General features: G+C 65.1%; 14 protein-coding genes and 1 pseudogene. 9 read left to right on the top strand and 6 right to left on the bottom strand.

Annotated features, from left to right (window positions below; all coding sequences use genetic code 11):
• The first annotated feature begins 56 nt into the window (after positions 1-56).
• The 9 genes and pseudogenes from JJC00_RS31390 to JJC00_RS31350 all read left to right on the top strand — a co-directional run bounded on the left by JJC00_RS31390 (position 57) and on the right by JJC00_RS31350 (position 8,669).
• Positions 57-1,226, top strand: coding sequence for a cytochrome P450 (locus tag JJC00_RS31390; RefSeq protein WP_200469670.1), 1,170 nt, complete (start codon positions 57-59; stop codon positions 1,224-1,226).
• A 512-nt stretch (positions 1,227-1,738) separates the two neighbouring features.
• The gene (locus JJC00_RS31385; RefSeq protein WP_200467897.1) at positions 1,739-2,938 is read left to right on the top strand and encodes an IS256 family transposase; all 1,200 of its coding nucleotides are present in this window, start codon (positions 1,739-1,741) and stop codon (positions 2,936-2,938) included.
• 90 nt (positions 2,939-3,028) lie between these two features.
• Positions 3,029-3,982, top strand: a complete 954-nt coding sequence (locus JJC00_RS31380) for a sulfonate ABC transporter substrate-binding protein (RefSeq protein WP_200469669.1) — start codon at positions 3,029-3,031, stop codon at positions 3,980-3,982.
• 39 nt (positions 3,983-4,021) lie between these two features.
• Entirely contained in the window at positions 4,022-4,975 is a 954-nt protein-coding gene (locus tag JJC00_RS31375; protein ID WP_200469668.1) for a sulfonate ABC transporter substrate-binding protein, read from the top strand.
• Entirely contained in the window at positions 4,972-6,150 is a 1,179-nt protein-coding gene (gene ssuD / locus JJC00_RS31370) for an FMNH2-dependent alkanesulfonate monooxygenase (RefSeq protein WP_200469667.1), read from the top strand. The genes JJC00_RS31375 and ssuD overlap by 4 nt, the downstream gene beginning before the upstream one ends.
• Entirely contained in the window at positions 6,147-6,953 is an 807-nt protein-coding gene (locus tag JJC00_RS31365) for an ABC transporter permease subunit (protein WP_200469666.1), read from the top strand. The genes ssuD and JJC00_RS31365 overlap by 4 nt, the downstream gene beginning before the upstream one ends.
• Positions 6,954-7,161: 208 nt before the next feature.
• Positions 7,162-7,797: pseudogene (locus tag JJC00_RS31360) on the top strand (ATP-binding cassette domain-containing protein); the annotation flags it as partial.
• Positions 7,798-7,829: 32 nt separating this feature from the next.
• Complete coding sequence (locus JJC00_RS31355; RefSeq protein ID WP_200469664.1) at positions 7,830-8,411, top strand: flavin reductase family protein; 582 nt, start codon at positions 7,830-7,832, stop codon at positions 8,409-8,411.
• Positions 8,412-8,510: 99 nt separating this feature from the next.
• A complete protein-coding gene (locus JJC00_RS31350; protein ID WP_200474376.1) occupies positions 8,511-8,669 on the top strand; it encodes a hypothetical protein in 159 nt (52 codons plus the stop codon).
• A gap of 130 nt (positions 8,670-8,799) precedes the next feature.
• On the opposite strand, the gene JJC00_RS31345 is transcribed toward JJC00_RS31350, so the two are convergent.
• From JJC00_RS31345 to fliF, 6 genes are all read right to left on the bottom strand, one after another.
• Entirely contained in the window at positions 8,800-9,948 is a 1,149-nt protein-coding gene (locus tag JJC00_RS31345; protein ID WP_200469663.1) for a M20 family metallopeptidase, read from the bottom strand.
• A gap of 183 nt (positions 9,949-10,131) precedes the next feature.
• The gene (gene flbD / locus JJC00_RS31340) at positions 10,132-11,517 is read right to left on the bottom strand and encodes a sigma-54-dependent transcriptional regulator FlbD (RefSeq protein WP_200469662.1); all 1,386 of its coding nucleotides are present in this window, start codon (positions 11,515-11,517) and stop codon (positions 10,132-10,134) included.
• Between the two features lie 103 nt (positions 11,518-11,620).
• A complete protein-coding gene (fliN, locus tag JJC00_RS31335; protein ID WP_200469661.1) occupies positions 11,621-11,971 on the bottom strand; it encodes a flagellar motor switch protein FliN in 351 nt (116 codons plus the stop codon).
• Between the two features lie 3 nt (positions 11,972-11,974).
• Positions 11,975-12,595 (bottom strand): FliH/SctL family protein, encoded by a 621-nt coding sequence (locus JJC00_RS31330; RefSeq protein WP_200469660.1) that lies wholly within the window; start codon positions 12,593-12,595, stop codon positions 11,975-11,977.
• Positions 12,595-13,692 (bottom strand): flagellar motor switch protein FliG, encoded by a 1,098-nt coding sequence (gene fliG, locus JJC00_RS31325; protein ID WP_200469659.1) that lies wholly within the window; start codon positions 13,690-13,692, stop codon positions 12,595-12,597. Before fliG ends, JJC00_RS31330 begins: the two co-directional genes overlap by 1 nt.
• Before the next feature lie 17 nt (positions 13,693-13,709).
• The gene (fliF, locus tag JJC00_RS31320) at positions 13,710-15,323 is read right to left on the bottom strand and encodes a flagellar basal-body MS-ring/collar protein FliF (RefSeq protein ID WP_200469658.1); all 1,614 of its coding nucleotides are present in this window, start codon (positions 15,321-15,323) and stop codon (positions 13,710-13,712) included.
• Positions 15,324-15,397: the final 74 nt, after the last annotated feature.

Raw genomic sequence — 15,397 nt, 5'->3', positions numbered from 1 at the left:
GGCACCCGAGTTCGCTAGTCTGGCCTGGATCACACGAGAATCCTGGGGAGACCGCCTTGAGCACTGCGCCGCGCATCGATATTGACCCCGCCGCGTTCTGGGCCGACCCCTATCCGATGCTTGCGAAGCTGCGGAAGGAGGCGCCGATCGCCTTCGTGCCGCAGCTCGGCTCGACATTGCTGGCCAGCCGCGATGACATCTCGATCTCCGAGAAGCAGATCGATGTGTTCTCCTCGCACCAGCCCGCCGGTCTGATGAACCGGTTGATGGGCCACAACATGATGCGCAAGGACGGCGAGGCACATCAGGTCGAGCGGCGCGCGATGTTTCCGACGGTGTCGCCGAAGACGGTGAAGGCGCACTGGACCGCGCTATTCCAGGCCCACGCCGATCGCATTCTCGATGCGATCGAACCCGGCAACCGGATCGATTTCATGCGCGACTTCGCGCTGCCGTTCTCCGGCGAATGCCTGAAGTCGATCACCGGCCTCACCAATATCGGCTTTGACGACATGGATGCGTGGTCGCAAGGCATGATCGAGGGCATCGCCAATTATGGCGGCGACCCCGCGGTGGAGGCGCGCTGTCATGTGGCGACGTCAGGCATCGATGCTGCGATCGACGATATCCTGCCGGTCATGACGAAGAATCCCGATCAGAGCATTCTCGGCGTGCTGCTCGCCGCGGGCATGCCGATGGAGAGCGTGCGCGCCAATGTCAAGCTCGCGATATCAGGCGGCCAGAACGAGCCGCGCAAGGCGATCGCCGGCACGGTGTGGGCGTTGTTGACGCATCCCGATCAGCTCGAGCTCGTGCGCAAGGGCGAGGTGTCGTGGCTCCAGGCCTTCGAGGAATACGCGCGCTGGATCTCGCCGATCGGCATGTCGCCGCGGCGGATTGCCAAGCCATGGTCGATCCGCGACGTCACGTTCGAGACCGACGAGCGCGTGTTCCTGATGTTCGGTTCCGCCAACCGCGACGAGAAGCATTTTGAGCGCGCCGACCAGTTCGACGTGCGGCGCGACACCTCGAAGAGCGTCGCCTTTGGCGCGGGGCCGCATTTCTGCGCCGGCGCCTGGGCCTCGCGCGCCATGATTGCCGACGTCGCGCTGCCGACGGTGTTCGCGCGTGCCGGGCACATCGAGATCGCCGACAACGAGCCGGTGCGGATCGGCGGCTGGGCGTTCCGGGGCTTGCAGAATTTGCCGGTGAGATGGCTGCAATAGCCCGGCACGGGCGGTCGATTCCGAATGCCGCCATCATGCCATCCTGCTCGTGTTTTGCCCGACGTGTCAAATTTATTTTGGATAATTCGTAAGTTGTTGTTTTTGCACGCCCCGGCTACTGTGCATGGGGTTGTTTTCGAAATTTGTGTTCCGGGCCTGGGAGCGCTGGACCAAATCTGTGCAGCTCTCACATTCGCGTGCGGAAAAAATCCCTCTGCATGAGTGCGACTGCTTGAAAGATTAATCATGCACTCCGCCACGCGCGCAGTGTCCGCATCGCTATTTTTCCGCGCGTCTCGACACCTCCGCTGACCCGCACCATCATTCCCGAACGAGAATGATGACGGCCGCTCGCGGTCGTGTCCCAGCTGATGGTGTAGCTCGGTAGAGCAAAGCCGTCCGCACGCGCGCCCCCACATAGCGCCGTAGCGGGCGGACGGCTTTGCGGTGGTCATCGATGATTCGTCGGTAGGGTCGGGTTGCTGACACCAACCTGATTCGAGGAACCACCGATGACCGACGAGATGATGAACCTGCGCGCGCTCATGGAGAAGACCCCTGATGCCGATCTGTTGCGCGAGATGATCGGCTTTGCGGCCCAGCGGCTGATGGAGCTGGAAGTCGAAGGCCAGACCGGAGCGGGCTATGGCGAGAAGAACCCCGAACGTCTGGCCCAGCGCAACGGCTACCGCGACCGGATCTGGGAGACCCGCGCCGGCGCAGTTGAGCTGCGTATTCCCAAGCTGCGCAAGGGCTCCTACTTCCCGGGCTTCCTGGAGCCACGCCGCATGGCCGAGAAGGCGCTGACCGCCGTGGTGCAGGAAGCCTATGTGCAGGGCGTCTCGACCCGCTCGGTGGACGACCTCGTGCAGGCCATGGGCATGACCGGCATCTCGAAGAGCCAGGTGAGCCGGCTGTGCGGCGAGATCGACGACAAGGTGAAGGCCTTCCTCGCCCGGCCGATCGAGGGCGACTGGCCATATCTGTGGATCGACGCCACCTACGTGAAGGTGCGCCAAAATGGCCGCATCGTCTCGGTCGCGGTGATTATCGCGGTCGGCGTCAACAGTGACGGCCGCCGCGAAGTGCTCGGCATGGACATCGGTCCCTCCGAAGCCGAGACGTTCTGGACGGCATTCCTGCGCAAGCTTGCTCGCCGCGGCCTGCGTGGCGTCAAGCTGGTCGTCTCCGACGCTCACGAGGGCATCAAGGCCACCGTCGCCAAGGTGCTCAACGCCACCTGGCAGCGTTGCCGCGTCCACTTCATGCGCAACGCGCTGGCGCATGCCGGCAAGAGTGGGCGGCGCGTCGTCTCCGCCTTCATTGCCACCGCGTTCGCCCAGGACGATGCCGAGGCCGCGCGAACCCAATGGCGGAAGGTCGCCGATCAACTCCGCCCCAAGCTGCCCAAGCTGGCCGGCTTCCTCGACGAAGCGGAGACCGATGTGCTGGCCTACATGACATTCCCGCCGCAGCATCGAACCAAGCTGCACTCGACCAACCCGATCGAGCGCCTCAACGGCGAGATCAAGCGGCGCACCGAGGTGGTCGGCATCTTCCCCAACGAGGATGCCATCGTCCGCCTCATCGGCGCGATCCTGCTCGAGCAGAACGATGAATGGGCCGTCCAGCGCGCCCGCTACATGACGCTGGAAACCATCGCGCCGTTGAGCGATGATCCAACCGTCAGCTTTCCGGCTATCGCCAGCTGACCAGTCCGGCCCTTGCCGGCGAACGCGGTGTCCCACCGCCAGTTACACCACTCCCTGGGACACGATCCCGCTCGCGGCCGGGAGTGTGGAATGCAACGTCGGGACTTTCTCAAACTCTCTGTTGGAACTGCGGCCGCGGCCGCCTTCGCATCGCGCGCAAATGCGCAAGGCGCGGTGAAGGAAATTCGTGTCGGCTACCAGAAGACCGGCGTGCTGGTGATCACGCGCCAGCGCGCGACCCTGGAAAAACATTTCGCTCCGCAAGGCATCGACGTGAGATGGGTCGAATTCTCCTCGGGGCCCCCGATGATGGAGGCCATGAATGTCGGCAGCGTCGATTACGGTGCGGTCGGCGATTCCCCGCCGGTGTTCGCCCAGGCCGCGGGCGCGGCGATCGTCTACGCCGCCGACCAGCCCATCACCAACGGCCAGGGCATTCTGGTGCCGAAGGACTCGCCGATCCGCGCCATCGCTGACTTGAAGGGCAAGCGCGTCGGCTTCACCAAGGGCTCCAGCGCCCACAACGTCGTGGTGCAGACGCTGGAGAAGGCGGGCCTGACCTACGCGGACATCACCCCGGTCTATCTGACGCCGCCGGATGCCGGTCCCGCCTTTGCCAATGGCAGCATCGAGGCCTGGGCGATCTGGGATCCTTATTTCGCGATCGGCGAGACCAGGCAGAATGGCCGCATCCTGATCAATGCGCGCGAGGTCACCAAGACCAACTCCTTCTACATCGCCAACCGCGACTTCGCGAAGAACCACGGCGCGATCCTGCAACAGATCGTCGACGTAACGACCGCGACCGGAAAATGGGCCGAACAGCACCGCGACGAGGTTGCCAGCTCGCTGGCCGCGATCACCGGCGTCCCGCTGGACATCCAGACCGTGGCGGCCGATCGCGCGAATTTCGTGATCGGCCCCGTCACCGACGACATCGTCGCGACCCAGCAGGGCGGCGTCGCCGATCGCTTCTTCAAGCTTGGCCTGATTCCGAAGCCGATCGTCATCCGCGACATCGTCTGGCGCAACCCGGCAGCGTGAATCGTGCCAACCAGTCTCCCCATTTCAAAAGGTCTGAACATGAGGCGCATCATTCAGCGTCTGATCGCGGCCATCGTGCTCTCGATCGGCATCGTCGCGGCCGCGGTCGGTACCTCCTACGGTCAGGACAAGGTAGTCCGCATCGGCTACCAGAAATACGGCAAGCTGGTGCTGCTCAAGAGCAAGGGCACGCTGGAGCCGAAGCTTGCCGCCAACGGCTACAAGGTGGTGTGGACCGAATTTCCGTCCGGTCCGCCGCTGCTCGAAGCGCTCAATGTCGGCGCGATCGATTTCGGCAACACCGGCGAAGCCCCGCCGATCTTCGCGCAGGCCGCCGGCGCGCCGATCCAGTACGTCGCCTACGAGCCGCCGGCGCCGAAGGGCGAGGCAATCCTCGTGCCGAAGGACAGCCCGCTGAAATCGGTTGCTGATCTCAAGGGCAAGAAGGTCGCGCTCAACAAGGGCTCCAACGTTCACTACCTCCTGCTCAAGGCGCTGGAGAAAGCGGGCGTCAAATATTCGGAAATTGAACCGGTGTTCCTGGCGCCGGCCGATGCGCGCGCCGCCTTCGAGCGCGGCGCGGTCGATGCCTGGGTGATCTGGGATCCGTTCCAGGCCGCAGCCGAAGCGGCGACCGGTGCACGCACGCTCGCTGACGGCGCCGACATCGCCGCGAACTACCAGTTCTATTTCTCCTCGAAGAAATTCCTCGACGCCAATCCTGAGATCGTCGACGCCGTGCTCGCCGAGCTGAGCTCGGTCGACGACTGGGCCAAGGGCGACATCCACGCGGTGGCCAAACAGCTGGCGCCGGCGATTGGCCTGTCCGTCCCGGTGGTCGAGGTGGCGCTGAAGCGGCAGGCCTACGGCATCAAGCCGCTGACCGATGCCGTGATCGCCGATCAGCAGCAGGTCGCCGACGCGTTCTTCGCGCTCAACCTAATTCCCAAATCCATTAAGATTTCCGACGTGGCGCGGAGGCCAGGTTCATGAGCAAGGTCACAAGCAAACAGTCCAACGCCAACATCCTCTGGTTCCTGCCGACCCACGGCGACGGCCGCTATCTCGGCACCGGCATCGGCGGCCGCGAGGTCAATTTCAACTATCTGCGCCAGATCGCGCAGGCGGCCGATCAGCTCGGCTATTTCGGCGTGCTGTTGCCGACGGGACGGAGTTGCGAGGATTCCTGGGTCGTCGCCTCCTCGGTCGCGCCGTTCACGGAGCGGCTGCGCTATCTCGTGGCGGTCCGTCCCGGCTTGCAATCGCCGACCGTGGCGGCGCGCATGACCGCGACGCTCGATCGCATCACCAACGGCCGGCTTCTCGTCAACGTCGTCACCGGCGGTGATCCCGTCGAGAACAAGGGCGACGGCATCTTCCTCGGCCATGACGAGCGCTACGAGGTCACGCGCGAGTTCCTCAACGTCTATAGCGATTTGCTGGCGGGCAAGACCGTCAATGTCGACGGCAAGCACATCCACGTCGAGGACGGCAAGCTGCTGTTCCACCCCGTGCAGTCGCCGCGGCCGCCGCTTTATTTCGGCGGCTCGTCGGATGCGGGCATTGATGTCGCGGTTGACGCCGTCGACAAATATCTCACCTGGGGCGAGCCGCCGGCGCTGGTCGCCGAGAAGGTCGAGAGGGTGAGGGACATCGCCGCCGCGCGTGGCCGAAAGCTCTCCTTCGGCATCCGGCTTCACGTGATCGTCCGCGAAACCAACGAAGAAGCCTGGCGCGCCGCCAACGAGCTGATCAGGCATGTCAGCGACGACACGATTGCCACCGCGCAGAAGAACTTCGAGCGCATGGATTCGGTCGGCCAGCAGCGCATGGCGCAGCTCCATGGCGGCAAGCGCGACAAGCTCGAGATCGCCCCGAACCTCTGGGCCGGTGTCGGCCTGGTGCGCGGCGGTGCCGGCACTGCGCTGGTCGGCGACGCACAGACCGTCGCCGCGCGTACTAGGGAGTATCAGGACATCGGCATCGATACCTTCATCATGTCGGGCTACCCGCATCTGGAGGAAGCCTATCGCTTCGCCGAATTGGTCTTCCCGCTGCTCTCGCTGGAGCGGCCGAGCAACGTGACCAAGCTGCACTTCAACGGCGGTCCCTTCGGCGAGACGGTCGGCAGCGACTACCGTCCGCAGCATCGGGTGTCGCAATCATGAGCCTCATCGACAGCGTCTCTCTCCCCCGCAATTTCCGCCTGCCGCGCGTCGACGGCCTGGTCCAGTGGATCGTCCCGCTCGCCATCATCGCGATCTGGCAAGTGGCGAGCATCACCGGCTTCGTCCCGGCGCGCGTGCTGCCGGCGCCGAGCGATGTCGCGCTGGCGGGCTGGAAGCTGCTGCTGTCCGGCGAGCTCGGGCGCAACATCTGGGTGTCGTTCTGGCGCGCCTCGATCGGCTTCCTGATCGGCGGCAGCATCGGCTTCGCCTTCGGGCTTGCCAACGGCCTGTCGCAGCTCTCGGCAAAACTCACCGACACCACGCTGCAGATGGTGCGCAACGTGCCGCATCTGGCGCTGATCCCGCTGGTCATTCTGTGGTTCGGCATCGACGAGAGTGCAAAACTGTTTCTGGTGGCACTCGGCGTATTCTTCCCGATCTATCTGAACACGTTGCACGGCATCCGTACCGTCGATCCGCAGCTGATCGAAATGGGCCGCATCTACGGCATGCGTGACGGCGAACTGTTCCGCCGCGTAATCTTCCCGGGCGCGCTGCCGTCGATCTTCGTCGGCATCCGCTTCGCGCTCGGAATCATGTGGCTAACACTGATTGTCGCCGAGACCATCGCGGCGTCGTCGGGCCTCGGCTACATGGCGATGCAGGCGCGCGAATTCATGCTGATCGACGTCGTCGTGCTCTCGATCCTGATCTACGCGCTGCTCGGCAAGCTCGCCGACAGTGCCTCCCGCGTGCTGGAGCGCCTGACGCTCTCCTGGCACCCCGCTTTCCAGAAACGTTGAGAGTGACATGCAGACAGCGCTTCGTACGTCCCTTCCCGAGACCGAACTCGCCAGCCGCGCCAATTTTGCATCTCACGCCCGGGTGGCGCGCGAGGAGCGGCCGCTGCATGTGAGTGGCCTGCCGCTCAACATCCGGGGCCTGCGCAAATCCTTCGGCGACAACGAGGTGCTGCGCGGTATCGATCTGCACATTCCGGCCGGCCAGTTCGTCGCGATCGTCGGCAAGAGCGGCTGCGGCAAGAGCACGCTGCTGCGCCTCATCGCCGGCCTGGAAAAGATCGACGCCGGCAGCATCAGTTTTGGTGACGAGGTCCAGGCAGAAGATATCCGCGTGATGTTCCAGGAGCCGCGGCTGTTGCCCTGGGCGCGGGTGCTGTCCAATGTCGAGGTCGGTCTCGGCTGCGATCGTGCCTCCGATGACGCGCAGTCGCGTGCGGAGAAGGCGCTCACCGAGGTCGGGCTCGTCGACAAGCGTGACCAATGGCCCTCGGTGCTGTCGGGCGGCCAGAAGCAGCGCGTCGCACTGGCCCGCGCGCTGGTCTCCCATCCGCGAGTGCTGGCCTTCGATGAACCCCTCGGCGCGCTCGATGCGCTGACCCGGATCTCGATGCAGCGGCTCTTGGAGCGGGTCTGGCGCGACCAGGGCTTTACCGCGATCCTGGTGACCCACGACGTTTCCGAAGCGGTCGCGCTCGCCGACCGGGTGCTGGTGATCGACGAGGGCCGGATCGCGCACGATGTCATGGTTAACACCGCCCGGCCGCGTGCGCGTGGCTCGGTCGAGCTTGCTGGCCTCGAAGGCTCGATCCTGAGCCATCTTTTATCGCCGGACGATCGCACCTAAATAGAAGGGAACCCCGCTTCGGGGAGCATGCCATGAATGTTGTCCCGCGCGATCTCATGACTGAAATTCCCGTCTCGTCCGCCGATTTCCGCGGCGCCATGCGCCACCTCACCGGCGGCGTCAGCGTCATCACCGCCGGTCGGGGCAGGGACATCACCGGCATGACGGTTACATCAGTAACATCGCTGTCGGTCGATCCGCCGACGCTGATCGTCAGCATCAACCGCGATGCCTCGTCATTCCCGCTGATCCGCCGCCACGGTGCCTTCGGCGTGAACATTCTCGCAGCCGATCAGCTCGATGTCGCCGAACGCTTTGCCGGCAAGGGTGGCCTGAAGTGGGCCGATCGTTTCGCCGGCGCCCAGTGGGTCACGGCCGTCTCCGGCGTGCCGCTGCTGGTCGGCGCGTTGTCCGCCGTCGATTGCGAGGTCGAGGAGATCGTCGAGCGGCACTCGCACGGCATCGTCATCGGCCGCGTCAGGGACATCAAGAACTCGCTCCGGACGGCTGCGCTCGCCTATTGGCACGGCCAGTATGTAGCGGTGGACCAGGACGAGGACGCCGCAAGGCTCGCGGAAGTCAGCGTTCCCGCGCGCAGCTTGCGCGGCGCTTGATCGCCGCAGGCATCAAGCTGCGCAGGCTGGCCTTTTCTCCCTCATCGCTCTAGAAGCCGTTCCTGAGCCTCCCGTATCTGGAGGCAACGGAGCGAGATGATGATGAAGCGCGTCGGGACCTGGGCCTTCTATGCCGTCGGCGCGCTGGCGATCGTGTATCTCGCTCTCTATGCCTATGCGATGTTCCGTGGCCAGCCGTTCGTGCCGGGCGATCCCATCCACATTTTCCGCAAGCCCGACGCGCCGAGTTATTCGTAGAACTTGAGAGGTCTCGTAGGGTGGGCAAAGGCGCACTCGCGCCGTGCCCACCATCCCTCGGCATGGCGAAAGGATTGGTGGTGGGCACGCTTCGCTTCGCCCACCCTACGGGACCGTCACCGTGGCACCTTCACCCCCGCAAGATCGCCAGCGCCAGCGTCTGCGCCCGCGGCACGATGCTGTCGAGCTCGAGATATTCCTCCGGCGTATGTGCGAGACCGCCGACCGGTCCGACGCCGCAGATCGTCGGCGTGCCGACCGCCGCCGTGAAGCCGGAATCGGCGCAGCCACCGGAGAACTCGCCTTGCAGCGTGGCGAGGCCGGCCTGTTTCGCCGCGGCCTGATAGTTTTCGAACAGGGCCTTGGAAGCCTCGCTCTGCACCACCGGCACGAACTCGCCCTTGATCGTCAACGTCGCGCTGGTGCCGGGCACGTAAGGCGTCGCGATGATCCGCTCGATCTCGGCCATCACGGTGGCGCGGTCCTTCGGATCGACATAGCGCATGTCGATCTGTCCCTCGGCGTAAGGAGCGGTCGTGTTGACCGACTGGCCGCCTGAGACGAGGCCGACATTGAGTGTGATGCCCTTGGTGAGGTCGGTCAGCGCGTGGATCTGGATGATCTTGTGCGCGAGCTCGCCGATCGCGCTGATGCCCGCGGCAAAATTGGCACCGGAATGCGCCGCCTTGCCGGTGACGGCCATATGCATGAAGATGCCGCCCTTGCGGCTGGTGACGACATTGCCCGTAGGGCGGCCTGGCTCGGAGTTGAACACCGCGCGCGCGGCGCGTCCTTCGCGCTCGATCACCGGCCGCGACGATGGCGAGCCGATCTCCTCGTCCGAGGTGATCAGCACCTTGATCGGATGCGGTGAGCCGCCGAATTTGTGGAAGGCGGTGGCCACGAACACGTTCATGACGAGACCGGCCTTCATGTCGGCGACGCCGGGTCCGTAGGCGCGGCCGTCCTTGATCGCGAACGGGCGCCGTCCGGCCTCGCCCTTGCCGAACACGGTGTCGCGATGCCCCATCAACAGCACCGGCTTCTCGTTGCTGCCGGGCTTTGCCACTTCGGCGTGGAGCGCGTCGCCAAACGTGCCGTGGCTCTCCCGGCGCGAGGGAATGCCGTGCTCGGCAAAGTGCTGCTCGAACCGCGCACCGACCGCATCGACGCCCTCCTTGTCATAGGACCCGGAATCGATGTTCACGACGTCGCGCAACAGATCGATCATCGCCTGCCGCTGCGACGCCAGCCAATCCGTGATTTGAGCTTCAGACATGTGGTTCCTCGCGTGGGCCTCATGCGGCTTATAGGGCCTGGCCTCGCGATGGCCTAGTCACGTGGCGCGGCCCGGTTATGCGAAGGATGCTGTTGAGGCCCGTCATTGCGAGCGAAGCGAAGCAATCCCGAAAGAAAATGCCCGGGACCAGCCCGGGCATTCTTTCAACAAGCGTGGGGCCGCTTACGCCCCCACCATCGGCATCCGCGGATATTCACCCGGCGTGCCGGCCGGCGTGATCGGGATGCCGCCGTCGGCGTATTCGTTGAGCTTGTTGCGCAGCGTGCGGATCGAGATGCCCAGGATGTTGGCGGCATGGGTCCGGTTGCCGAGGCAGTGCTTGAGCGTCTCCAGGATCAGGTCGCGTTCGACGTCGGCGACGGTGCGGCCGACGAGGGCCCGCGTCACCTGCTCGGCGGCCATCGTGGCGTGCGCCACGGCTGGTGCCGTTTTGGCGAGGTCGAGGCGGTCGCCGTCCGGCGTCAGGATTGCATCGGGCCCGATCTCGTCGCCCTGCGCCATCAGCACCGAGCGGTGCATGGTGTTTTCGAGCTCGCGGACGTTGCCCTGCCAGCGGTTGGTGGAGAGCACGCGGCGGGCTTCAGTCGAGATCGGCCGCATCGGCACGCCGTTGGCCTCGGCATATTTCTTCACGAAGTGCTGGGCGAGTTCGAGAATGTCGGCGGGACGCTCGCGCAGCGGCGGAATCTTCAGGTTCACGACGTTGAGGCGGAACAGCAGATCCTCGCGGAACGTGCCTTCGCGCACGGCTTCCGCCAGGTTGCGGTTCGAGGTCGCGATGATGCGGATGTCGACCGGCACCGGCTTGGTGCCGCCGACGCGGTCGATGACGCGCTCCTGGATGGCGCGGAGCAGTTTCGATTGCAGGCGGACGTCCATCTCGGAGATTTCGTCCAGCAGCAGCGTGCCGCCGGTCGCTTCCTCGAACTTGCCGATGCGGCGGGCGATCGCGCCGGTGAAGGCGCCCTTCTCGTGGCCGAACAGCTCGGACTCCAGCAGATGCTCGGGGATCGCGGCGCAGTTGATCGAGATGAACGGACGTTTGGCGCGGGCCGAGCGGGTGTGGACGTAGCGCGCCAGCACTTCCTTGCCGGTGCCGGATTCGCCGGTGATCATCACCGAGGCGTCGGAGCCTGCGATCTGCTGGGCGAGCTTGACGACCTTCGCCATCGCCTCGTCGCGGTAGATCAGCTCGCGGGAATCGTTGGCGACGGCGGCCAGCACGGCGGCGATCAGCTCCGGATCCGGCGGCAGCGGGATGTATTCCTTGGCGCCGGCATGGATCGCGGCGACCGCGGCGCGGGCGTCGTTGGTGATGCCGCAGGCGACGATCGGGGCGTGGATGTGCTCGGCCTCGAGCCGCATCACGAGGTCGCGGATGTCGAGGGCGACGTCGACGAGCAGGAGGTCGGCGCCCTTGCCGCCGCGCAGCACGCGCATCGCCTGCTCGTGATCCTCGGCATGGGTCACGGTGGCGCCGTTTTCCATCGCGATCTTGGTGGCGGTGGTGAGCTGGCCCTTCAATGTGCCAACGATGAGAAGCCGCATGTCAGTCTCCTGTCCGTCTGTTCGCGCTGCCGCGCTTTATTCCTGTGCGCATGATCTCGAAAAGTGCGAAGCGGTTTTCCGACAAGATCATGCTCAAAAAAGCCTAGCCGCGTTCCGTCCTGATGATTTCCGTCATGGTCACGCCGAGCTTGTCCTCGACCAGCACCACCTCGCCGCGGGCGACGAGCTTGTTGTTGACGTAAATGTCGATGGCCTCGCCGACGCGGCGGTCGAGCTCCAGCACGGTGCCGGGCCCGAGCTTCAACAGCTCGCCGACGTCCATCTTGGAGCGGCCGAGCACGGCCGAGACCTGCACCGGCACGTCGAAGACGGCCTCGAGGTCGGCGGCGACGCGCGAGGCATATTCGTCCTCGTTGTAGCTCACATCGGTGCCGGTCGGCGGCAATGGGCCGTTGAGGTCGGGCAGCGGGACCTGTCCGTCGTTGTCGCTCATGGCTTAGTTCCCCCTGCGAGACGCGATATAGCGTCCGACCATGTCGTCGATCTTGGCCGCGATGGCACTGCGCTCCAGCACGACGCCGCCATCGGCCCATTCGATCCGGCAGTCGCCGGTGGCAATTTCGGGCTCGGCCAGGATCACCAGCCGTCCTTCGAAGCCGCTCTGCTTGGCGAGCCGCTCGATCTTTTCGCGCGCGCTGTCGTAGAGCGCGTCGTTGATGCGGACGACGAGATGCGGCGTCGCGACCAGATGCGAGAAGCAATCCTTGACCAGCGCCATGATCTCGCCGAGCGGCTCGGCCGCGACCAGGTCGGCGCAGAGCTTGCGTGCGACCGCGACCGCAACGTCGACCGCCTCGGTCTCCATCTTGCTCTCGATATTGCCGATGCCGGAGGCGATGCCCCGGATCGCGATATTGATCTCTTCCATGGCGAGCGCGACGCGGCGGTCGCTCTCGGCCTTGGCCTCGCGCTGGCCCGCGGCAAAGCCGTCCTGATAGGCGCGCGCTTCGGCTTCCGCGACCTTCTGCGCGATCTCGGCCGCGGTCGCGGCCTTCTCGCGCGTCCGGTCGGGCGCGGCGAAGTCGGTATCGAACAGGAATTTGGCCGGAGCGCCCATCAATACACCAGTTCGTCGTCAGCGCGGTTCTTGGTCAGCATGATCTCGCCCTTAGCGGCGAGGTCCTTTGCGAGATTGACCAGCAGAGCCTGGGCCTCGTCGACGTCGCGCAAGCGCACCGGGCCCATCGCGGCCATGTCGTCCTGCAGCATCTTGGCCGCGCGCGAGGACATGTTGCCGAAGAAGAAGTTGCGGACGTCCTCGTTGGCGCTCTTCAGCGCCACGCCGAGCTTGTCCTTGTCGACGTTGCGCATCAGCGTCTGGGCCGAGCCGGAATCGAGCTTCACGAGGTCGTCGAAGGTGAACATCAGCGCCTTGATCCGCTCGGCGGACTCGCGGTTGTCCTCTTCCAGCGAGGTGATGAAGCGGGTTTCGGTCTGGCGGTCGAAATTGTTGAAGATTTCCGCCATCACCTCGTGGGCGTCGCGGCGGCGGGTCTGCGACAGATTGGACATGAACTCGGTGCGCAGCGTCTTCTCCACGCTCTCGATCACCTCCTTCTGCACCGCCTCCATCTTCAGCATGCGATTGACGACATCGAGCGCGAGGTCCTCGGGGAAGATGCCGAGCACGCGCGCGGCATGCTCAGGCTTGAGCTTCGACAGCACCACCGCGATGGTCTGCGGATATTCGTTCTTGAGGTAGTTGGCGAGAACCTCTTCCTGCACGTTGGACAGCTTCTCCCACATGTTGCGGCCGGCAGGTCCGCGGATCTCGTCCATGATGCCGTTGACGCGCTCGGGCGCCAGATATTGCTGGAGCAGGCGCTCGGTGGCGTCGAAATTGCCCATCAGCGCGCCGGAAGCCGACATGCGCGAGACGAATTCGAGCAGCATGTCCTCCACCGTGTCGACCTCGACGGTGCCGAGCGTCGACATTTCCAGCGACAGCTGACGCACCTCGTCGTCGTCGAGCAGCGACCAGATCTTGCCGCCATATTGCTCGCCGAGCGCCAGCATCAGGATCGCGGCGCGCTTCGGCCCCGCCACCGCTTCGGCCTTGGCGCCGGCCGCTGCGCGGGTGCCGGCACGCTGACCGAGCGTGGAGATCACGCTGGTGATGTCGTTGGAGTTGGCGTTCTGCAAGCTGGCGGCCATGTCAGTTCACTTCTCGATTATTTCGCGGGTTCGGTCAGCCATTGACGAATGATGGCGACGGTTTCGTTGGGGTTGCGCTCGGCGAGCTCGCCGACGCGATGAACGGACTGGGCGTGGACCTGGCCCTGGATGGTGGCGACGTCGATTGCGCTGGCGGCGCCGCTCGGCAGCAGCGCCTGGCCGGCGGCCGGCGCGGCTTCCTCCGAGGCGGAGGGGCCGGAGAGCACGCCGGAGATGGCGGCGGCGACTTCGTCGGAGGCGAGGATGCGCTTCACCAGCGGGCGGATCACCATGAACATCACGACCAGGCCGAGCAGCATCATCACGCCGAGCTCGACGAAGTACATGACGTCGTCCTTGGTGAACTGCAGCGCGCCCAGGAAGCCGCTTGGCTCGGCGATCGGGGCGGTGGAGGGGGCGTCGGCAAAGCGCAGATTGACGACCTCGACCTGGTCGCCGCGCTTCTGGTCGAAGCCGATCGCCGAGCGCACCAGGGTGGCGATGCGGTCGAGTTGCTCCTTGGTGCGGTCGGTGTAGGCGAGCTCGCCCTTGTCGTTCTTGGTGTAGATGCCGTCGACCAGCACCGCGACCGAGATGCGGTTGACCCGGCCGGCCTCGGTCACTTCGGTCTTGGTGGTGCGGGAGATCTCGTAATTGTTGGTCTCTTCGGTCTTCTTGCTCTGGTCCTTCGCCGCCGGGCCGCTGTTCTGCTGCTGGCCGGGGAGCTCGTTGTTGACCGTGACCTGGCCGTTATTGTCGGCGGTCATGCTCTGCTCTTCGCGGGTCTGGGTCGAGCGCAGCACGCGGCCTTCGGGATCGAACTTGTCCGAGGTCTGGGTGACCTTGTTGAAGTCGAAATCGGCGGAGAGCTGGACGCGGGCGCGGCCCGAGCCGACCACGGAGGAGACGATGTCCTCGACCTGCTTGCGCATCCGCTTCTCGAAGGTGGTGCGGCGCTCGTCGCCGAGCGCCTGCTCCGGATCGGTCGCGGCACCGTCGGCGAGCAGCTGGCCGGCTTCGTCGACGATCGAGACCCGCTGCGGCTTCAACCCGTTGACAGCGGAGGCGACGAGGTGGCGGATGGCGCGGATCTGCTGGGCTTCGAGCGAGCCGCGGACCCGGACCACGATCGAGGCCGATGGCTCCGGCGCCTCGCGCGAGAACAGCGGACGCTCCGGCAGCACCAGATGGACGCGGGCGGCCTGGATCCGGTCGATGGCGCGGATGGTGCGGGCGAGCTCGCCCTCCAGCGCACGCAAGTGATTGATATTCTGGACGAAAGAGGTGGTGCCGAGCGCGTCCGACTTGTCGAAGACTTCATAGCCGATGCCGCCGCCCTTGGGCAGGCCGCCCTCGGCGAGCTTCATCCGCAGACGGGTGACCTTGTCTTTGGGCACCATGATGATGCTGCCTTCATTGCGCAGCTCGAACTGGATGCCCTGGCGTTCCAGGTCTTTGATAATGCCGGAGGAATCCTCGACCGACAGGTCGGTGAACAGCGTCGTCATCTGCGGCGTGGTGACGCGCATGATGACGAAGGCAAAGAAGCCGACGAGCGCGGCGGTGACCGCGATCATCGCCCCGAAGCGAGCGGCGCCGATACCTTTTAAAAAGTCCGCAAGACCTTGCAAGCAACCGCCCCGAAGCTTCGACCCGCATTCCAAGAGCGGCCGAGTGGGCAATTATTGCCTAGGTGATGGTTTCG

It is taken from the genome of Bradyrhizobium diazoefficiens, from assembly GCF_016616885.1.
GTDB lineage: Bacteria > Pseudomonadota > Alphaproteobacteria > Rhizobiales > Xanthobacteraceae > Bradyrhizobium > Bradyrhizobium diazoefficiens_F.
The sequence above is the reverse complement of the archived record's forward strand: the minus strand, read 5'-3'. Positions and strand labels throughout refer to the sequence as shown.